Genomic DNA, 18,902 nt, shown 5'->3' with positions numbered 1-18,902 from the left:
GATGACAGTTGAGAGTCGGAGAAGTTTATAGCGTCGTAGCAATGGCTCTTGCTGCGAATTTTAATGAAATTTTAGATGTCGCACAGTTCATGCGTATCAAAAAATCAAAAGGCTGGATAGTGCAGAACAAAACGCACGCGAGCCGAGTGGGCGGCGAATTTTACGCTAAATTTTTAAAAGATGAAAGCAGTGCGGCACTTTGCGATGATTTCGTGGTGCTAAAGCCGAAATTTCAAGCGAGCCACTATTTTCCAAGTGCAAAAGACGATCTTGCGAAATTTTATAAAAGCATAAAATTTGAGCCAAAAGCGGACGGGATAGACAGCGTCTCAAATCAGCTATTGCTTATCGCCGCGATACTGAAAAACGAGGCTAATGAAAATTCTCAGCGTCTTTTAGCGGCTTTTTCGTCGGCGTATTTTTTACCTTATGCAAACGAGCTTGCCAAAGAGCTTCAAGCGCAGGCTACCAGCAATTTTTATAAGGCAATGGGATATTTTTTAGAGGATTTTTGCACTGCGCTTGGCGCGATGATCGGCAAAAAGCAAAAGAGCTGATCAATCTTGCGAAACTTCTGAAATTTTAGTTTTCACGCTTAGGATATTTGTCTGGATGTCGGCCTGAGCGATGTTGAAGTGATGCAACATCTGCTTTGAAGTCTCGTCGTTTAGGTGCTCGACCTTTGATATTTGATGACCGATCTGCGTCATCGTATCTTGCAGTTTTTGTAAATTTTCTCTTAGCTCGGGCTCGTTTGACTTTTTGATAGTGGTGTGCTCCGGCTTGGTCTCGCTGCTTTCTATCTTGTGCACGATATCCTTTTGATCGGTATTCGAGGCGACCAGGATATTCGTCTGCGAGCTGGCGTTTGATACCGAAGTATAGCCGTCGTATGCATTGGCTCGTAAATTTAGCGAAGTGTCGATCTGCATGCGTTGTCCTTTCCTAGGTTATCTACTAACACACATCGGCAATTTCGCAAAAAGCTAAAGGGATTTTTTGAAATTTTAAAGCGTTTGTGCCGACGATGAGCTTAAAATTTGCGCTTGAAGCGAGAGTATCTGCGCCTGGATGTCTGCTTGCTGTGAGGTGAGATACTGCAACATCTGCCTTGAAAACGCATCATCGCTTTTTTGCGTTTGAGCTATTTGCTGTCCGATCTTTGTCAGCTGCTCTTGTAGCTCTTTGATCGTTTGCTCAAGCTCCTGGGTGGAGTTTTTAGTGCTTTGAGTGCTAGTGCTTCCGCTTGCGGTTGCGGCAGTTTGCGTGCCGTCATTTACGCTGACAGCCGTTTTATCGGGCGTCGCAGCGCCTGTAGTTTGCTTTGTTTGCTGTGCTTTTTGCGTGTCGTATAAATTTGTATATGAGTTTGAATTCGTGTCGATTTGCATGGTAGCTCCTTTTTGTCTATATCGGTAAAATTTTGAAATTTTAGAGCTTTATCTTGCGCGCTTTTGCCAAATCCGCGCAGTAAAAAACGAGCAAAACTGCTAGGAAAACGGCAAACGATAAAAACAAAACGCGGTAGTCAAAATGCCGCAAAATTTCGCCTCCCACGGCAGTGCCGACACCTCCGCCAAAAAATATCGCCACCCCGATGATACCAGAGGAGAGCCCTTTGCCAAATTTCGGACGTAGCGCCTCGCTGGCTAACACAGACTGAACCAAAACGTATCCAAGCCCCAGCAAAAACGTCCCCGCAAAAGCCGCAAAAACGAAGTAGCTCCCCAAAAAGCATAAGGCTAAAAACGAGGCGAGAAATCCCAAAATCAAATTTTTATCCGGCGAAATGGAATTTTTTAAAAACCTATTTGCATTGCCCGCAAAGAAGCAAGCTATGCCGTAAAGCATCAGGCACACTCCCGCCGCGCTGTTTTCCGTGTTTAGCTTTTTTAGCAGATACGCTCCCACGAAAGAATACGCTCCAAGCACGACGATACCGTTACAAAAAGCCAAAAGATACACTTTCAAAAGGCTTTTATCCTTGAGGATAAATTTTAGCGACTGCATGAACGAAATTTCATCTTTTTTGCCCGTTTGTTCGTTTTTGACATCTAGCGCAAAGAGCGAGATGAACGAGGCGGCGGACAAAATGCAAAATATCAAAAAGCTAGCCCGCCAAGACCAGCTAGAGACTATCCAGCCGCCCAGGCCTGCACTTAGCCCTTGTCCTAAAAACACCGATCCTAGAAAAATCCCTACGAATTTTTGCCTGTCTTGTTCGCTGTATTCATCGCCTAAGATCCCCAAAGAAACGGCTATCACGCCGGCTGCGGCGCAACCTGTGAAAAAGCGAAAAATGATTAGCGCGGACAGACTTTTTGAAAGCGAGCAAAAAAGCGTGAATAGGGCTAGGAAAAACATGAGCGAGACTAAGATCTTTTTCCTACCGTATCGATCGCTGCAATATCCATAAACGGGCTGCAACAAGCCGTATGGTAGCAGATACGCGCTCAAAACTGCGGCGGCTGAGGTCACGGAGGTCTCAAACGTATCGGCGATGCTAGGCAGCAGTAATGACGCGATCCAGTTGTCCGCAGCCGAGATGATGCCTGCGATACTGATCAAAACGAGTAGTTTGCGATTTGAAGACATTTTTGATCTTTCCAAAATATTTATCGCTGAAAAATTTTGGATATTATAACTCCGATTTAAGCGGATGGAGTAAAATTTAAGGTCAAATCCTTGCCTGATCCTACAAATTTAGAAATTTTCTGCTAAAATTCATGCAATAAAAATAAAGGAACTTGATATGATGAGCGTGCAAAATTTAAGAGAACAGATAAAGGAGCTTTTACTGCAAAAATACGGCGTCGCAGGATATGTAAATAGCCAAATGGAGGCGCTGAAATTTTACATCACAGATCATCCCAGCGAGTCTCTTAGAGCCGCATTATACGAGCCGTCTTTTTGCGTGATACTACAAGGTGCAAAGGCGGTAGGATTTGGCAAAAATATGTATGGATACGATGAAAACACATATCTTCTCGCCTCGACCTATATGCCGCTAAATGTGTGCGTCACAAAGGCCAGCAAAGACGAGCCATATGTATCTTTGGCGCTAAAATTCAGCCTTGATGAGATATATGAGGTGCTAAAAAATATCAAGATAGAGAAGCAAAATTTACAAAAAAGCGAAAAAGGCGTATTTTTCGGCGAGCTTAGCGATGAGCTGCTAGAGCCGCTTTTAAGGCTGGTTTGGCTAAACGATAAGCCAAAAAGCAACATCGACTACATAGCCGGTCTCATCAAAAAAGAGATACTTTTCGCCCTAGCAAACGATAAAAAAAGCGGATATTTTTTGAATAAATTTGCTATGCAAGGTAGCGCCTCGAACAAAATTTCGCGTGCCATCATCAAGATAAAGGACAACTTCAACGAAAAGATAAACATCAAAGATCTAGCCCGTGCGTGCGACATGAGCGAGAGTTCGCTTTATCAAAATTTTAAAACGATAACCTCGCTCTCGCCGATAGCCTTTCAAAAAAAGATACGCCTTGAAGAGGCCAAAAACCTACTCTCAAACACCGATCTACCCGTAGCACAGGCGGCTTTTGAGGTCGGATACGAGAGCGCATCGCAGTTTAGTAGAGAGTATTCAAGGATGTTTGGCGTCGCTCCAAAGGTGCATTCGGCGATGCTAAAAGCAAACTGATAAGGCTTTTTGCACCTAAATTTACCCCAGCGCCACGTAATCGGCGGGCAATGGTGCGATGACGCTTATAAAGATGAAATCCTCCTTGCCGGTGTTTTTCATGCCGTGGCATTCGCCCTTGGCCGAGACTACCACATCACCCTTTTTGACCGAGATTTGCTCGTATCGGCAAGATCGCTCGCTTTTAAATTTTACTTGCTTGCCGTTATCCAAAAGCTCGTCCGTCTTTTTTGCAAGATAAAATACGCCCTCGCCTTGTAAGCACACCCACACGTCGTCGCTTGTGGTGTGCGCGTGTGCCGCGACCTCTTGACCAGCTCGCACGACCCAGACTGCGCAGCTAGTGGCGTCCGTCTCGCAAAATACCGTTTTTATCGCCTTTTCTCCGCCCTTTGCGACCTCGCTTACGTGATAAATTCGCTTTTTCATTTTTACTCCTTTTTCGTTTATTTTAGCCGCACAGAGTGAATACGGCGTGAAATTTAAGTGGATTTGAGCTAAAATCAAAGCCAAAATTTAGCGCAAAAAAAGGAAAAACGATGCAAGAAAATCCAAAAAAAATGTGGTCGGGCAGGTTTAGCGGTGAAAGTAGCGAGCTTTTGGAGGAGTTTAACGCCTCGATCGGCTTTGATAAAAATCTCTACCGCGAGGACATCGCAGGCAGCAAGGCGCACGCGAAAATGCTTGGTGTGTGCGGGATATTAAAGCCTGATGAGGCGGCTGCGATAGTGGCGGGGCTGGACGCGGTGCTCGCTCAGATCGAGGAGGGTAAATTTGAGTTCAAGACCGCTGATGAGGACATTCATATGGCGGTAGAGAAGCGCCTTAGTGAGCTAATCGGCAGTGAGCTTGGCGGCAGGCTACACACCGCGCGTAGCAGAAACGATCAGGTCGCACTGGACTTTCGCCTTTACGTCTTACGTCAGAATGAGCAGATCGCGCGTCAAATTCGCGAATTTATCGCGACACTCACGAGCCTTGCTAGCGCGCACCTTGATACGCTTATGCCCGGCTACACGCACTTGCAGCACGCCCAGCCCGTGAGCCTTGCGTATCATCTTTTGGCGTATGCGTTTATGTTTAAACGCGATTTTGAGCGGTTTATCAGCTCGCACGAGCGAAACAACCTCTGCCCGCTAGGCTCTGCCGCACTAGCCGGCACGCCACATCCGATCAGGCGCGAGCTCGTAGCTCAGGAGCTAAATTTCGCCGGCATAACGCAAAATGCGATGGATAGCGTCTCGGACCGCGACTTTGCGCTGGAAATTTTATTTAACATCAGCGTGCTGATGACGCATGCCTCGCGCCTTTGCGAGGAGCTGATACTTTGGAGCTCGCAGGAGTTTGGCTTTGTTACGATCAGCGATGCGTATTCGACAGGAAGCTCCATCATGCCGCAGAAGAAAAATCCCGATGTAGCCGAGCTCATCCGCGGCAAAACCGGGCGCGCAAACGGCAACCTCATCGCGCTTCTAACGACGATGAAGGGCTTGCCGCTAGCTTATAACAAAGACATGCAAGAGGACAAAGAGGGCGTGTTTGACAGTGTCCGCACTGCCACGAGCTCGCTTGCTATACTAAACGCGATGATGAAAGAGGCTAAATTTAACGAGCAAAATATGCTTGCCGCGACCAAAAAAGGACATCTGAGCGCGACTGATCTAGCGGACTATCTCGTGCGTGAGAAAAACGTGCCGTTTCGTACGGCGCACTTTATCACGGGCAAAGCCGTGGCGCACGCAGAGAGCTTGGGCGTGGATCTAAGCGAGCTTGACGCCGCGCAGCTAAAAAGCGTCGATGAAAATTTAGATGAAAATGCCGTTAAATTTTTAAACCTGCACGCGTCAAAAGAGGCTAGGACATCAGCCGGTGGCACGGCAAATGCGAGTGTGAGAAAGCAGATAAAGCAGCTAGAATCGTGGCTGGCAAAGAGCGGGGATTAAATTTGGTTTGAGGGAACGATAATATAGATAAATGTGAGTGGTAGGGGGCAATGACTTTATTTAAAAAAGTATTTCAAGCACCATTTACTTTTGCTATTTATTTTAAACCTGTCGCGAAGCGACAGCAACCTTGAACGTGCAGTGGGGAAGGTGGGGTCTAAGGGGCGGAAGGGGAGACGCTTCGTAAGTAGAGCCCCGTCCGCCCCTTGAAAAGATATAGAGATGGGTGCAAACGGCATTCGAAGGAAATCTCTTTTGCTTCGGCTTCGCCTGCCCTGAAAATCGGCAGCAATAGCGTCGTTTTGTAAGGTTTGACTTCGCTTTATTGCTTTTATTAACAATAAAGACGAACACCTCATCAAAACAGTGTCAAATTTAAACAAGAAAAACATGCAACTAATAGAAAATAACGGAAAATTCGGCTTTGCAGATGAGAGCGGACGGGTCGTCATAGAGCCTAAATTTGACTACGCGACGAAATTTATGCGAGGCAGAGCGTATGCGCGCTTGGGCGAGCGGATATTTACGGTAGATGCGAACGGAGCGCAAAGAGAGGTTTTGAGCTTTAAGGCTGCGGGCGATTTCCACGAGGGGCTGGCGGCCGTGAAAAGTGGCGGGAAATGGGGCTTTATCGATAAGACAGGCAAATTTAAGGTAAGACCAAAATTTGACTTTGCCGCCAGCTTTTGCGAGAGACTAGCCAGAGTGGCTTGCAAAGGGCGGCGCTTTTTTATCAATAAATCTGGCGAAGTCGTCATCCCGCCAAAATTTAATAAAGTGGGCGATTTTCATGACGGTTTGGCTAAATTTATGGATAGAGACAGCAAAAAATGGGGCTTTATGGGTAAAAATGGCGATATCCTTATAGAGCCTAAATTTAGCGAGGTGGGCGACTTTTCGGAGGGTTTTGCCGCAGTTAGAGCGCACAAATGGGGCTACATAAACACAAAAGGCGAAACGGCGATACCGCCCCTATATGATGGCGCGGGTCTTAGGTCGCAGGGGCTGATGGCGGTCAAGGTCGGTGAAAAATGGGGCTTCATTGATGAAAACAATAACATCATCGTGCCGCCTAGCTATCTTGCGGTTGATATTTTTAGACGCGGTATCGCTCAGGTCATCAGGCGCGAACAAGCAGAAATTTACCCCCCCCCCTCCAATACGCGTTCATCGACACAAACGGCAAGCTTATCGTGCCTTTTGGCAAGTACCAGACGCAGGATCAGAAGTATATGTCTAGCTTCATTAATAGTAGCGGCGATGTCGCTTTGCCGCAGGTTTTTGACGCGGCTCATCATTTTTGCGAGGGGCTGGCGTTTGTCAGTCAGGGCGAAGAGTGGGACGACAAATGGGGCGTGATCGACAAGAGCGCAAATCTCGTGATACCACCGTTTTTCTACCGCCCTTATAGTGATTTTAGCGAAGGGCTTGCGCTTGTGAGGTTAGGAAGGGAGTATATATTGTTTTTCATCGATATAAACGGCGAGCCGATGTTAAAGCCGCGATAAATTTAAAAATTTATACAAAAAACGAGGAAATTTTCATTATAATAAGCGCCAAAGGAGAAAAGATGTTTGGAAATTCAAGACAAAAAGAGCTTCAAGCGCAAAACGACGAGCTCACACTAGAAATTCAAAGACTCAAAAAAGAGCTCGAGCTAGCTAGAAACGAAGTAGCAAAGGCACAAAACGTAGGTGCTGGCAAAAACGAATCTAACGCCGATAATAACGAAGCCGTGACGCTTTTGATAGATAGCTACGCCGATGGTATGAACTTTTTGCAAAGCACGATGGAGGAAAATATCAAGGCGCTTGGCGGTATGAACGATCTAAACAACCAAACCTTCGCCAAGACCGAAAAGCTCACGCAGCAGACCACATCGATAGTAAATTCCATGCAAAGCGTGCAGCAAAAAAGTACCGATCTGCAAGCTAACGCCTCGTCTTTGACAAATAGCGTCTCCTCCATCTCCGAGATCATAAATTTGATAAAAGATATCTCCGATCAAACCAATCTGCTAGCCCTAAATGCTGCGATCGAGGCGGCTCGTGCAGGAGAGCATGGACGCGGCTTTGCTGTCGTGGCGGACGAGGTGCGAAAGCTCGCCGAGCGCACGCAAAAGGCAACACTGGAAGTTGAGGTGAATATCAACGGACTTAAACAAAATGCGAACACGATGTCTGAAATGAGCCAAGACTTTTCCGATCTTTCGGCAAATACGATGAAAATTTTAGATGAATTTTACGCGAACATATCAAGTGTCAATGAAAATACTCAAAATTTGCTAAGCCAAGCTCTAAACGTGACTAACGAGATCAACGTCAGCAACGGTAAGATCGATCATATAAATTTAAAATTAAGCGGATATAGAGCCATTTTAAAAGATGAGCGAGACAGCATCCCTGATGTCCATCATTGCAGGTTTGGCAAGTGGTTCGAGGAGTATGTAAAAGGCGCGATAAGCAGCGATCAAAAGGCTATAAACGAGATAGCCCACCATCATGAAAACGTCCATAGCGGCCTAGCTAAAGTGATAGAAAGATCAGCTGACAAAGGCCATAAAAAAGAGGCTATATCGGCTTTAAAAGATGTCGAGAGATCAAGCAAGATCGGCTTTGAGATGCTTTTGGCGGCTATCAAAAAAGCAAGAAAGTAAAATTTTAGGCTAAAGTATTGATATCCGCTTCGCAAACCTTGCTCGCTCCAGGAGCGACCTAGCACAGACGCGAACAGCGTTTGTGCGGGAGCGAGTAAGCCGAACATGTAGCACGATTTTTTACTTCGACTTCGTCTCGCAACTGCAAGCAGACCACGGTCAGCTACCGCTTCCCTGTCCTCGTAGCGAAGTCTCGTTACGAGTGCGTAGCACGAAGTAAAAATCGGCGGCGATAGCGTCGTTTTACAAGGTTTGACTTCGCTTTTGTGAAAGCTAAAACAATATTGTTAGAATAGAGCCAAATTTATTTAGATCCACCCTAAATTTAGGGTGGAAATGCGTTAAAACGTGGATTGCGGATTTGTTACGGCATCGCTCCAGCCAAGCTTTGCTCCGCCAAGCAGGTGAAAATGCAGGTGCATGACCTCTTGACCGCCGTTTTCACCGCAGTTTGTGACTAAACGATAGCCGCTTTTATCCACGCCCATCAGGCGCGCTACTTGCTGGATAAACAAAAGCATCTCGCCCATTAAATTCGGATCCATCTCTTGGATGTTTTCAAAGTGTTTTTTGGGGATTATCAAAATGTGAATCGGCGCTTTTGGATTGATATCGTGAAATGCCAAGAATTTATCGTTTTCAAGGACTTTGTTGCATGGAATTTCACCCGCTACTATTTTTTCAAAGATCGTCATTTTCACTCCTTTAAAATTTTCTCAAATTATATCAAAGTGCACTTAAATTTAGCGCCTTTTATCTGAATTTTAACTCTTTTTGACTACAATCGGTATCAAAAATTTCTAAAGGTTTGAAATTGCAAGAATTCATAGAAAAGATAAACAAGTGCCCCGCACTTAGCGAGCTTGAGAAGATTCGCGTTGAAATTTTCGGCAAAAAGGGCGTCTTGGCGGAAGGTTTTGCAAAGCTAAAATCCATGCCCGAAGACGAGAAAAAGGAATTTGCGGCGGATCTAAACAGGCAAAGAGACGATCTGGCGGCGCTAATAGAGGCCAAAAAGACAGAGCTCTCTGCACTTGAGATCGCTTCAAAGATGAAAAGCGAGGCCGTTGATATAACGCTTTTTAACGAGCCCGTAGCAAGCGGCGCTTTGCACCCCGTGATGGCGACGATGGATAGGATAATCGAATACTTCATGATGCAAAATTTCTCGCTCGAGACCGGACCTTTGATAGAGGATGATTTTCATAACTTCGAGGCGCTGAATTTACCAAAATATCATCCTGCGCGCGACATGCAAGATACGTTTTATCTAAATGATTTCAGGCTTTTGCGCACGCATACCAGCCCCGTGCAGGTGCGAACGATGCTCGCAAACAAGCCGCCTATTCGCATGATAGCGCCCGGGACGGTGTTTAGACGCGACATGGACCTTACGCATACGCCGATGTTTCATCAAGTCGAGGGACTCGTAGTCGAGGATGGCGATAAGGTCAGCTTCGCAAATTTAAAAAGCATGCTTGAGCAATTTTTAAAATACATGTTCGGCGATGTCGAAGTGCGTTTTCGTCCTAGCTTTTTCCCTTTCACGGAGCCAAGCGCAGAGGTCGATATCAGCTGCATTTTCTGCCACGGCGATGGGTGCAGGGTCTGCAAACAAACAGGCTGGCTGGAGGTGCTAGGATGCGGCGTAGTCGATCCAAACGTCTTTAACGCGGTCGGCTATAAAAACGTGAGCGGATATGCGTTCGGACTTGGCGTGGAGCGCTTTACGATGTTGCTTCACAGAGTGCCTGATCTAAGATCGCTGTTTGAGGGGGATTTAAGACTATTGGAGCAATTTAAATGATAATATCAAAACACTGGTTGAACGAATGGGTAGACATTAGCGAGATAAGCGGCGAGAAGCTTTTAAAGATATTAAATTCTATCGGGCTTGAGGTCGATAGCTATAAAGAGATAAAGCTGCCAGACAGCATCGTCGTAGGATATGTCAAGAACAAAGAAAAACATCCGGACGCCGATAAGCTAAACGTCTGTCAAGTCGATGTGGGCAAAGAGACGCTGCAAATCGTATGCGGAGCTAAAAACGTAGAGGCAGGGCAGTTCGTACCGGTCGCACTAATAGGCACGGTGATGCCAAACGGTCTAGAAATAAAAAAAGCCAAGCTTCGTGGAGTCGAGAGTTGCGGCATGATATGCTCTTCTGCCGAGCTTGGCATGGTCAAAGTAAATGACGGAATTTTACCGCTTGATGAAAGCGTGGGAAATTTAAAACTAGGTGTTAGCCTCAACGAATTCGACGTTTTTAAGGACATCATAATCGAGATCGACGTTACGGCAAACAGAGGCGACTGCCAAAGCATGCACGGCGTCGCACGCGAAATTTGCGCGGCGCTTGACCTAAACCTTCGCGACAACCTGCTTTACGAAGACGCCGACAATCTGCTTGGCATCGGCAGGATCGTCTCCGTGCGCGCGGAGGACGGTGTAAGAGGCTCATTTTTATACCGAGCGTTCGAGATAAAAAGCACCATAAGCGAGAATTTACTCACGCGCATGAGGCTTGCTCTCATAGATTGCAAAAAAGAGGGCATCATCGAGAGGTTGCTTGATTATATGAGCTATTGCACGGGAGTGCTGTTTAGAGCGTATGACTTTGCGAAGCTTGGCAGTGACGACGAGCGCATAATGTTTGATATCAAAAATGGCAAAAACGGCGAGTGCGTCGTATTTTGCGGGGATAAAAATTTAGGAGTGGCAGGGATCTATCAAAGCGACGAGGGCAGGGTGGACGAGAGCTCGAAGCTGATCGTTTTGGAGGCTAACTACACCGAGCCGTCGGTCATTGCAAGGATCATAGGCGAGGACAAAGACCTGCCTCGCGGAGATCAAATTTATCGCTCCAGCCGTGGTAGCGAGCCAAATTTGGCCTACGGGGCGGATTATTTTTTCAAAAGACTTTCTAACTACAAGGACGCTATCGGTCTTTACGCAGGATCGCAGCATTCTATTTTGCGCAAAGAGCCCATTACTATCAATGTCTCTTTAAACGAGCTTAAAAATATGATAGGCCAAGAGGTCGCTCGCAACGATGTCGTTAAAATTTTAAAGAAGCTTGGCTTTGAAGTGGGCGTGAATGTCGAGCAAGAGAGCATAAACGTAAAGGCGCCGTCGTTTCGCCACGACATCCTAAACCTACACGATATCTGTGAAGAGATAGTGCGGATAGTAGGCATCGACAACATCGCCTCCACGCCGTTAGTCTTCGCCGAGCAAAACAGACTCACACCTACTTATATAAAATATAAAAATTCTCTAAATTTAAGGCGTAAAGCGGCGGACTGCGGGTTTTTCGAGAGTGTGCATTATGTTTTTGATAGTCTTGAGGAGCTTGGCAAGCTTGGATTTGCTCCTTGCAAAGTAGCGATATTAAATCCGATAAACAACGAGCTAAATACGCTTAGACCGACGCTTGTCAATCACCTTTTAAACTCATGCGAGCGAAATATCAAAAATTCTAAAAAATCAGTCAAGCTGTTCGAGCTTGGCGAGGTTTTCGATGAAAATGCCAAAGAGAGCTTGCGCGTGGGCTTCGCGCTTTGCGGACAAGCCAAAGAGCCTTCGCTGATAAATGGTGCAAAGGGCGAGGAGGCGGGCTTTTACGTATTTGCCTCGATGGTGCAAAACGTGATAGGCAAATTTACGCTGCTTCCTGATGATAAGATCTCGTATCTTAGTCCTTATGAGCAGGCGATCATCTGCCAAAACGGCGAAAAGATCGGCTACATGGGACGTGTGGATATCAAGGTGCAAAATTCGCACGATCTGCCAAAGACATATATCTGCGAGATAGACTTCGAGGCTATGAAATTTAATAAGATAGAGGCTAAACCTTACTCTAAATTCCCAAGTATCAGTCGTGATCTTAGCCTGATCGTACCTGACGGATTTGAATTTGCAAAAATTTACGAGTGCATAAGAGGGCTAAATTTAAAAGAGCTCAAAGAATTCTTGCCGGTAGATATCTACCGTGGGGCCGGACTGGAAAATTCTGCCAGCGTGAGCCTTAAATTCACGTTTCAGGATATGGATAAGACCCTTGAAGACGAAGAGGTCGGCGTCTTGATGGATAAAATTTTAAGCGAGCTCAAGACGAAGCTAAATATCGGTATCAGATGAAAGTTCGCATACTAAACGAGCCTATAAACGCCAAGCTCTCGCGCATAGCCGCCGATAAATCGATCTCTCATAGATGCGCGATATTTTCGCTACTTAGCGATAAGCCCTCGCACGTCAGAAACTATCTAAAAGCTGGCGATACGCTAAATACGCTAGACATCGTGAAGGCTTTAGGCGCGCAGATCCAGGATAGGGGCGAGGAGCTCATCATCACTCCGCCGGAGAAAATCCTTGAGCCTGACGTAGTTTTGGAATGCGGGAATTCCGGCACTGCGATGCGCCTTTTTATGGGGCTTTTAGCGGCTCAAGAGGGCTTTTTCGTTTTGAGCGGAGACAAATATCTAAACCGCCGTCCGATGGCGCGCGTGGCTAAGCCGCTAGTGGCGGTCGGAGCCAAGATAGACGGCGCAAACGAGGCAAATACCGCGCCTCTTTGCATACGCGGCAAAAAGCTGGATCATTTTAAATACGATAGCCCAGTGGCCTCCGCGCAGGTAAAAAGCGCGCTTTTGTTAGCCGCGCTTTATTCAAACGGTTGCGAATTTTCAGAGCCCGAGCTTAGCCGCGATCACACGGAGCGTATGCTAAGAGGCATGGGCGCAAAGATAAAGACGCAAGGCGCCAGTATAGCTCTTGAGCCTATGGATGCGCCGCTAGCGCCGCTTGATATAGATGTGCCAAACGATCCTAGCTCTGCATTTTTCTTTGCTGTCGCCGCGTGCATCATACCAAATTCTCATATCGTGCTAAAAAATGTGCTTTTAAACGAAACGCGCATCGAGGCATATAAAATTTTACAAAAAATGGGTGCGGACATAAAATTCAAAGAGATATCCGGCAAATACGAAAGTATCGGCGATATCGAGATAAGATATGCCGCGCTGAATGCCGTAGAGGTGAGCGAGAATATATCTTGGCTCATCGACGAGGCACCCGCACTTGCCATTGCTTTTGCAAACGCTAAAGGCACTAGCGTGCTAAAAAACGCAAAGGAGCTTCGCGTAAAAGAGTGCGACCGCATCGCTGTAACGATAGCCGGGCTTAAAAAATGCGGCATAAAGGCAAGGGAGCTTGAAGATGGTTTTGAAGTGAGCGGATCGGATGCTAGCTGCGCTATTATCGATAGTCACGGCGATCATCGTATAGCTATGAGCTTTGCGGTGCTGGGGCTAAAATGCGGGATGATAATCGAAAAAAGTGAATTTATAGCGACATCGTTTCCAAATTTCGTCTCGATATTGCGAAAAATAGGTGCTAGCGTTGAAGATTGAGCTTGCTAGTAGCTACGGCTTTTGCTTTGGGGTAAAGCGCGCCATAAAGATAGCCGAAAATGCGGGCGATGCCGCTACTATCGGACCTCTCATACATAATAACGAAGAGATAAACCGCCTGGCTACGAATTTCAATGTCAAGACTCTCAACGGCATAAATGAGCTAAAGGACGAGAAAAAGGCCATCATACGCACTCACGGTATCACAAAAAACGATCTGGCCGAGCTTAAAAAGACCGATATCAAAGTCATAGACGCCACTTGCCCGTTCGTGACCAAGCCGCAGCAAATTTGCGAGGATATGAGCAACGCAGGATACGATGTCGTGATATTTGGCGATGAAAATCATCCCGAAGTCAAAGGAGTGAAGTCCTATGCCAGCGGAAAGGTTTATGTCGTGCTTGATGAGAGCGAGCTTGAGGGAGTGAAATTTAGACAAAAGGTAGCGCTTGTCAGTCAAACGACGCGCAAAGTCGAAAAATTTATGCAAATAGCGAACTACTTGATGCTACGCGTCAAAGAAGTGCGAGTTTTCAACACTATCTGCAACGCGACATTTGAGAATCAGGAGGCGGTCAAAAATTTAGCCAAAAGAGCTGATGTGATGATAGTCATCGGTGGCAAAAACAGCTCTAATACAAAGCAGCTTTATCTGATATCTAAAAATTTCTGCGAGGACAGCTATCTGATAGAGAGTGAACACGAGGTCGATAAAAGCTGGTTTGAAGGCAAGAATTTATGCGGTATAAGTGCGGGAGCGAGCACGCCTGACTGGATCATACAAAAAGTCGTCGACGCGATAGAGAAATTTTAAAATTCAACCTCAAATAAGCGAGTTTTAAATATAATAAAACACTTTGCCCTAGGCAAGAAAAAACACAAAAGGATCAAGATGGCTGTGAACAAGAGCGTTCAACTAAGCAAGGCAAAAGACGAGGATATCGAAGATATCGATTTTGCTGCAATGTTAGAGGAGTCTTTTAAGAAGACTGAAGAGGATAGCGACGGTGTGATCGTCGATATCAAAGGTGACGAGGTTTTGGTAAACGTCGGTAAAAAATCAGAAGGAATTTTAAATATTTCCGAGATAACCGACGCAAATGGCGACTTGATGTATAAGGTTGGCGATACTATCAAGGTAGCGATAACCGGATCAAGGGGCGGAAGGCCTATCGTTTCACATAAAAAAGCGCTTAGGAAAGAGAAAGTCAAGGCCTTTATCGAGGCTTACGATCCTGAAAATTCTGGTGAGATAGACGTTAAGATCATCAATAAAAACAAAGGCGGATTCGTCGCTCAAGATGCAAACGGAGTAGAATTCTTCCTACCTAAAACTCAAAGCGGGTTTAAAAATGCAAACGACGTGGTCGGCAAATCTTACAAAGTAAGAGTGATAAAGGTCGATAAGGACGAAAATAGCATCGTCGTATCACGTAAGAAAATTTTAGACGATGACCGCAAAAAACGCAAAGAGGCGCTAGCAAATATTGTCGATAACGCTGATGTGATCGAGGGAACTATCAAAAAAATCACTACTTATGGTATGTTCGTCGATGTGGGCGGCGTTGACGGACTCGTTCATTACAGCGAGATAAGCTACAAAGGGCCGGTAAATCCAAGCTCTCTTTACAACGAAGGCGATAAAGTCTTGGTAAAAGTTATCAGCTACGATAATGAAAAACGCCATCTGTCTTTATCTATCAAGGCAGCGATGCCAGATCCTTGGGAAGAGATATTAAGCGACGGCCTGGAGGTAGGAGACACTATAAAAGTTACCGTAAGTAACATCGAGCCTTACGGAGCATTTGTAGATCTAGGCAACGATATAGAGGGATTTTTACATATATCTGAAATTTCATGGGATAAAAATATCAAAAATCCAAAAGATCACATCAGCGAAGGTCAAGAGATCGATGTCGAGGTCATCGAGATAGATGCAAAAGGACACCGCTTAAGAGTGAGCCTTAAAAATTTGCTTCCAAAGCCGTTTGACGAGTTTAAGTCTAAATTTAAAGAGGGCGATGTAGTAAAAGGCGTAGTCACTACAGTTACGAATTTTGGCGCCTTTATCCGTATAGACTGCGTAGAGGGCTTGCTTCACAACGAAGATGCCTCTTGGGATAGAAACGATAAATGCAAAGATATGTTCAAGCCAGGCGACGAAGTCGAGGTCAAGATCATCAAGATAGACAACGCCGAGCAGAAAATTTCACTTAGCCTAAAGGATCTAAAACAAAGCCCGGTTCAAGAATTTGCCAATAAATTCAACGTGGGCGATATCGTAAAAGGTACTATCCGTGATATCAAAGACTTTGGCGTATTCGTCGAGCTTGGCGATAATGTCGATGCGCTCATCCGCAAAGAGGACCTTGGCAGCGTCGATGTCCAGAGCCTAAAAATAGGCGACGAGATAGAGGCAGCGATAGCCTTTATCGATGAGAAGAAAAACAGAATTCGTCTAAGTATTCGCCGCTTGGCTAAACAAAAAGAGCGCGAAGTACTAAACGAGATAAACGATAACGACAAGGTCACGCTTGGCGATATCATCAAGGAACAATTGCAGTAATAAATGGGTAGACATGCTCTTTTGGCCGTCGTTATCCTTTTGCTTGTGACTCTTGGAGCGGTCGGGATTTTTTTGTTTAGATACGCAAATTTAAATTCCGACCCGACTTCTAGAGTCGTTTTTAAAAACGAACAAAATTTTACCGATAATAAAAAAGAAAAAAGTAGCTGGATGAGCGAGCTGGCTGCCGTCGGCAAGAAAGACTACGTCTTGCCGGTAAATGAAATTTTTATCGAGTATAATCAGCCTAAAATCGAAAAACCAAAAATCACCGCCTATGAGCTTTTGATAGACAAAAACGATATTTATTCGATGTTTTGTCTCATGCAGACGCTAAAAAGCACCGATGTCGATTTTACGGTCGTAAAAGACGGCACAAAGAGCCAAATTTTCCTAAATACGGAGGACTCGAAACTGCTTCAAAATATAATATTGCAGCTTCGAGTTTATGATATTCACTCAAGTGTAAGAGAGGTAAAACTATGAAAACCATCATCGTTTGCGATGCCATACACCCCGTTGGCTTCGAGCTGCTTAAAAAAGAGGAAGATATTAAAATAATCGACGCCGTAAACGTTCCTAGAGATGAGCTTTTAAAAATTTTAGGCGAAGCCGATGTTGCTATAACCAGAAGCTCGACTGAAGTCAACGAAGCTTTTTTAAATGCCGGTAAAAAGCTAAAGGCTATCGTTAGAGCGGGAGTAGGCGTAGATAATGTCGATATAGACGGCTGTTCAAGACGCGGCATAATCGCTATGAACGTGCCTACGGCAAACACTATCGCTGCGGTAGAGCTTACGATGGCTCACATGCTAGCGGCTGCCAGATCGCTTGAATACGCGCATAACGACCTTAAGCTAAACAGGATTTGGAAACGTGAAAAATGGTATGGAGTCGAGCTTTTTAACAAAACCCTAGGCATCATAGGCTTTGGAAACATCGGCTCTCGCGTCGCCGCACGCGCAAAGGCCTTTGGTATGAATATCGTCGCTTATGACCCATATATCGATCCCTCAAAGGTCATCGATATGGGCGGCACTTACACTAAAAATTTCGACGATATTTTAAAGTGCGATTTTATCACTATCCATACGCCAAAGACCAAAGAGACGACAAATATGATAGGACGCGACGAGATAGCCAAGATGAAGGACGGCGTGAGGCTTATAAACTGCGCTCGCGGCGGCCTTTATAACGAAGAGGCTCTTGAAGAGGCACTAAAAAGCGGCAAAGTGGCTTTTGCGGGTATCGATGTTTTTACAAAAGAGCCCGCGACTAGCCACCCGCTACTTGAGCTTGATAATGTGAGCGTCACGCCGCATCTTGGGGCAAATACGCTGGAGTCTCAGCGCAATATCGCGGTCGAAGCGGTCGAGCAGGCTATCAGCGCAGCGCGAGCCATCAGCTATCCAAACGCTCTAAATTTACCGATAAAAACAGAAGACTTGCCACCATTTATCGAGCCCTATGTCGATCTTGTAAGCAAGATGGCGTTTTTGGGCGCACAGATAAACAAAAAGGCGATCAAAGCCATTCGCATCGAGGCCGAGGGGCAAATAGGAGAATTTGCAAATTCCATGCTCACTTTCGCACTCGTTGGAGTGCTCAAAGAGAGCCTTGGTGATGCGATAAACTATGTAAATGCTAAATTTATATGCGATGAAAAAGGCATAGCAAACGAAGCTATTATCGTTCCTCAAAGCGGATACAACAACAAAATTTCAGTCAAAATAACGACCGAAAGTGACGTGACGACGATAAGTGGTACGGTCTTTGGCGAGACCGAGCAGCGAATAGTCGGTATAAACGGCTTTAAAACGGACTTCAAGCCAAAAGGAAAGATGATAATCTTTAAAAACCACGACGTGCCGGGTGTCATCGCACAGATCAGTAAAATTTTGGCGGACGAGAAGATAAATATCGCAGACTTCCGTCTTGGTAGGGGCGATAATGGTATGGCGCTTGCTGTCATCTTGGTCGATGAAAATATCAGCAAAGAGACGCTTACGAAGCTAAATGCGCTTGATACGTGCGTTTGGGCGCAATACGCAGTTATTTAAAATTTAAATTTCGAAAGGAAAAACAATGGCTTATTCAATGGGCGATTTAAAAAAAGGCTTAAAGATAGAAATAGAGGGCGTTCCGTATAAGATCGTCGAATATCAGCACGTAAAACCGGGCAAGGGCGCGGCTTTCGTGCGTGCAAAGATCAAATCTTTCGTAGACGGTAAGGTGCTTGAAAAGACCTTCCACGCCGGCGACAAATGCGAGCAGCCGCATCTTGAGGAAAAAGAGATGCAGTATCTTTACGACGACGGCGAATTTTGCCAGTTCATGGATACGACTACTTACGAGCAAGTGGCGATCAGCGACGAGGATGTGGGCGATGTGAAAAAATGGATGATCGACGGCATGATGGTCGAGATTTTATTTCACAATGGTAAGGCGATCGGTGTTGAGGTGCCGCAGGTCGTGGAGCTAAAGATCGTCGAGACTCCGCCAAATTTCAAGGGCGACACACAAGGCGGTAAAAAGCCTGCCACGCTTGAAAGTGGTGCGGTCGTGCAGATACCCTTTCACGTGCTAGAAGGCGAGGTCATCCGCGTAGATACCGTCCGCGGCGAATACATCGAGCGCGCGAACAAATAAGCGATTTGGCGGTCGTCGGATC

The 18,902-nt window shown here is 45.7% G+C and carries 19 protein-coding genes and 1 pseudogene; 15 read left to right on the top strand and 5 right to left on the bottom strand.

Going from position 1 to position 18,902, the window contains the following annotated elements; translation table 11 throughout:
* The first annotated feature begins 8 nt into the window (after positions 1–8).
* Positions 9–557 (top strand): oxidoreductase, encoded by a 549-nt coding sequence (locus HMPREF1139_RS04430; protein WP_009650180.1) that lies wholly within the window; start codon positions 9–11, stop codon positions 555–557.
* Here HMPREF1139_RS04430 and HMPREF1139_RS04425 read toward each other — a convergent pair whose 3' ends face one another.
* The 3 genes from HMPREF1139_RS04425 to HMPREF1139_RS04415 all read right to left on the bottom strand — a co-directional run bounded on the left by HMPREF1139_RS04425 (position 558) and on the right by HMPREF1139_RS04415 (position 2,595).
* Positions 558–932: a hypothetical protein gene (locus HMPREF1139_RS04425; RefSeq protein ID WP_009650318.1), complete on the bottom strand. Its 375-nt coding sequence runs from the start codon at positions 930–932 to the stop codon at positions 558–560.
* Positions 933–1,007: 75 nt separating this feature from the next.
* Positions 1,008–1,391, bottom strand: coding sequence for a hypothetical protein (locus tag HMPREF1139_RS04420; RefSeq protein WP_009650197.1), 384 nt, complete (start codon positions 1,389–1,391; stop codon positions 1,008–1,010).
* 40 nt (positions 1,392–1,431) lie between these two features.
* Positions 1,432–2,595, bottom strand: coding sequence for an MFS transporter (locus HMPREF1139_RS04415; RefSeq protein WP_009650108.1), 1,164 nt, complete (start codon positions 2,593–2,595; stop codon positions 1,432–1,434).
* A 157-nt stretch (positions 2,596–2,752) separates the two neighbouring features.
* Between HMPREF1139_RS04415 and HMPREF1139_RS04410 the strand changes: the two genes are divergently transcribed.
* On the top strand, positions 2,753–3,655 hold the full coding sequence (locus tag HMPREF1139_RS04410) for an AraC family transcriptional regulator (RefSeq protein WP_009650050.1): 903 nt from the start codon (positions 2,753–2,755) through the stop codon (positions 3,653–3,655).
* 21 nt (positions 3,656–3,676) lie between these two features.
* On the opposite strand, the gene HMPREF1139_RS04405 is transcribed toward HMPREF1139_RS04410, so the two are convergent.
* On the bottom strand, positions 3,677–4,084 hold the full coding sequence (locus tag HMPREF1139_RS04405) for a cupin domain-containing protein (protein ID WP_034966095.1): 408 nt from the start codon (positions 4,082–4,084) through the stop codon (positions 3,677–3,679).
* Positions 4,085–4,194: 110 nt separating this feature from the next.
* Between HMPREF1139_RS04405 and argH the strand changes: the two genes are divergently transcribed.
* The 5 genes and pseudogenes from argH (at position 4,195) to HMPREF1139_RS12120 (ending at position 8,254) form a co-directional block, all read left to right on the top strand.
* Positions 4,195–5,598, top strand: coding sequence for an argininosuccinate lyase (argH, locus tag HMPREF1139_RS04400; protein WP_009650083.1), 1,404 nt, complete (start codon positions 4,195–4,197; stop codon positions 5,596–5,598).
* Between the two features lie 390 nt (positions 5,599–5,988).
* Positions 5,989–6,957, top strand: coding sequence for a WG repeat-containing protein (locus tag HMPREF1139_RS04395; protein WP_232209596.1), 969 nt, complete (start codon positions 5,989–5,991; stop codon positions 6,955–6,957).
* On the top strand, positions 6,867–7,106 hold the full coding sequence (locus HMPREF1139_RS12130) for a WG repeat-containing protein (RefSeq protein ID WP_442852112.1): 240 nt from the start codon (positions 6,867–6,869) through the stop codon (positions 7,104–7,106). Before HMPREF1139_RS04395 ends, HMPREF1139_RS12130 begins: the two co-directional genes overlap by 91 nt.
* Before the next feature lie 62 nt (positions 7,107–7,168).
* Positions 7,169–7,840, top strand: a pseudogene (locus tag HMPREF1139_RS12125) (methyl-accepting chemotaxis protein); the annotation flags it as partial.
* A complete protein-coding gene (locus HMPREF1139_RS12120; RefSeq protein WP_407644585.1) occupies positions 7,820–8,254 on the top strand; it encodes a CZB domain-containing protein in 435 nt (144 codons plus the stop codon). The pseudogene HMPREF1139_RS12125 and the gene HMPREF1139_RS12120, both read left to right, overlap by 21 nt.
* A 341-nt stretch (positions 8,255–8,595) precedes the next feature.
* On the opposite strand, the gene HMPREF1139_RS04385 is transcribed toward HMPREF1139_RS12120, so the two are convergent.
* Positions 8,596–8,949, bottom strand: coding sequence for a histidine triad nucleotide-binding protein (locus HMPREF1139_RS04385; protein WP_009649972.1), 354 nt, complete (start codon positions 8,947–8,949; stop codon positions 8,596–8,598).
* Between the two features lie 119 nt (positions 8,950–9,068).
* Here HMPREF1139_RS04385 and HMPREF1139_RS04380 point away from each other — a divergent pair, with 119 nt between their 5' ends.
* The 8 genes from HMPREF1139_RS04380 to efp all read left to right on the top strand — a co-directional run bounded on the left by HMPREF1139_RS04380 (position 9,069) and on the right by efp (position 18,880).
* Entirely contained in the window at positions 9,069–10,061 is a 993-nt protein-coding gene (locus tag HMPREF1139_RS04380) for a phenylalanine--tRNA ligase subunit alpha (protein WP_009650151.1), read from the top strand.
* Positions 10,058–12,394 (top strand): phenylalanine--tRNA ligase subunit beta, encoded by a 2,337-nt coding sequence (pheT, locus tag HMPREF1139_RS04375; protein ID WP_009650280.1) that lies wholly within the window; start codon positions 10,058–10,060, stop codon positions 12,392–12,394. The genes HMPREF1139_RS04380 and pheT overlap by 4 nt, the downstream gene beginning before the upstream one ends.
* Positions 12,391–13,665 carry a 3-phosphoshikimate 1-carboxyvinyltransferase gene (gene aroA / locus HMPREF1139_RS04370; RefSeq protein ID WP_009650167.1) on the top strand — a complete coding sequence of 425 codons (1,275 nt, stop codon included), beginning with the start codon at positions 12,391–12,393 and terminating at the stop codon, positions 13,663–13,665. Before pheT ends, aroA begins: the two co-directional genes overlap by 4 nt.
* The gene (locus HMPREF1139_RS04365; protein ID WP_009650249.1) at positions 13,655–14,479 is read left to right on the top strand and encodes a 4-hydroxy-3-methylbut-2-enyl diphosphate reductase; all 825 of its coding nucleotides are present in this window, start codon (positions 13,655–13,657) and stop codon (positions 14,477–14,479) included. Before aroA ends, HMPREF1139_RS04365 begins: the two co-directional genes overlap by 11 nt.
* Before the next feature lie 78 nt (positions 14,480–14,557).
* Positions 14,558–16,231 carry a 30S ribosomal protein S1 gene (locus HMPREF1139_RS04360; RefSeq protein WP_009649964.1) on the top strand — a complete coding sequence of 558 codons (1,674 nt, stop codon included), beginning with the start codon at positions 14,558–14,560 and terminating at the stop codon, positions 16,229–16,231.
* A gap of 3 nt (positions 16,232–16,234) precedes the next feature.
* Complete coding sequence (locus HMPREF1139_RS04355) at positions 16,235–16,717, top strand: hypothetical protein (protein WP_169753689.1); 483 nt, start codon at positions 16,235–16,237, stop codon at positions 16,715–16,717.
* Entirely contained in the window at positions 16,714–18,291 is a 1,578-nt protein-coding gene (serA, locus tag HMPREF1139_RS04350; protein WP_009650250.1) for a phosphoglycerate dehydrogenase, read from the top strand. The genes HMPREF1139_RS04355 and serA overlap by 4 nt, the downstream gene beginning before the upstream one ends.
* Before the next feature lie 25 nt (positions 18,292–18,316).
* Positions 18,317–18,880, top strand: a complete 564-nt coding sequence (gene efp / locus HMPREF1139_RS04345) for an elongation factor P (protein WP_009650064.1) — start codon at positions 18,317–18,319, stop codon at positions 18,878–18,880.
* Positions 18,881–18,902 lie beyond the last annotated feature (22 nt).

Origin of the sequence: Campylobacter sp. FOBRC14 (genome assembly GCF_000287855.1) — a bacterium.
In the GTDB taxonomy this organism is placed as follows: Bacteria; Campylobacterota; Campylobacteria; order Campylobacterales; family Campylobacteraceae; genus Campylobacter_A; species Campylobacter_A curvus.
Note: the sequence above shows the minus strand (reverse complement) of the source record. Positions and strands in the feature narration are given on the sequence as shown.

Coding starts and splice junctions, on each gene's coding strand:
- HMPREF1139_RS04425 (WP_009650318.1), bottom strand. CDS start 932: ATGCAGATCGACACTTCGCTAAATTTACGAGCCAATGCATACGACGGC.
- HMPREF1139_RS04420 (WP_009650197.1), bottom strand. CDS start 1,391: ATGCAAATCGACACGAATTCAAACTCATATACAAATTTATACGACACG.
- HMPREF1139_RS04415 (WP_009650108.1), bottom strand. CDS start 2,595: ATGTCTTCAAATCGCAAACTACTCGTTTTGATCAGTATCGCAGGCATC.
- HMPREF1139_RS04410 (WP_009650050.1), top strand. CDS start 2,753: ATGATGAGCGTGCAAAATTTAAGAGAACAGATAAAGGAGCTTTTACTG.
- HMPREF1139_RS04405 (WP_034966095.1), bottom strand. CDS start 4,084: ATGAAAAAGCGAATTTATCACGTAAGCGAGGTCGCAAAGGGCGGAGAA.
- argH (WP_009650083.1), top strand. CDS start 4,195: ATGCAAGAAAATCCAAAAAAAATGTGGTCGGGCAGGTTTAGCGGTGAA.
- HMPREF1139_RS04395 (WP_232209596.1), top strand. CDS start 5,989: ATGCAACTAATAGAAAATAACGGAAAATTCGGCTTTGCAGATGAGAGC.
- HMPREF1139_RS12120 (WP_407644585.1), top strand. CDS start 7,820: ATGAAAATTTTAGATGAATTTTACGCGAACATATCAAGTGTCAATGAA.
- HMPREF1139_RS04385 (WP_009649972.1), bottom strand. CDS start 8,949: ATGACGATCTTTGAAAAAATAGTAGCGGGTGAAATTCCATGCAACAAA.
- pheT (WP_009650280.1), top strand. CDS start 10,058: ATGATAATATCAAAACACTGGTTGAACGAATGGGTAGACATTAGCGAG.
- aroA (WP_009650167.1), top strand. CDS start 12,391: ATGAAAGTTCGCATACTAAACGAGCCTATAAACGCCAAGCTCTCGCGC.
- HMPREF1139_RS04360 (WP_009649964.1), top strand. CDS start 14,558: ATGGCTGTGAACAAGAGCGTTCAACTAAGCAAGGCAAAAGACGAGGAT.
- HMPREF1139_RS04355 (WP_169753689.1), top strand. CDS start 16,235: ATGGGTAGACATGCTCTTTTGGCCGTCGTTATCCTTTTGCTTGTGACT.
- serA (WP_009650250.1), top strand. CDS start 16,714: ATGAAAACCATCATCGTTTGCGATGCCATACACCCCGTTGGCTTCGAG.
- efp (WP_009650064.1), top strand. CDS start 18,317: ATGGCTTATTCAATGGGCGATTTAAAAAAAGGCTTAAAGATAGAAATA.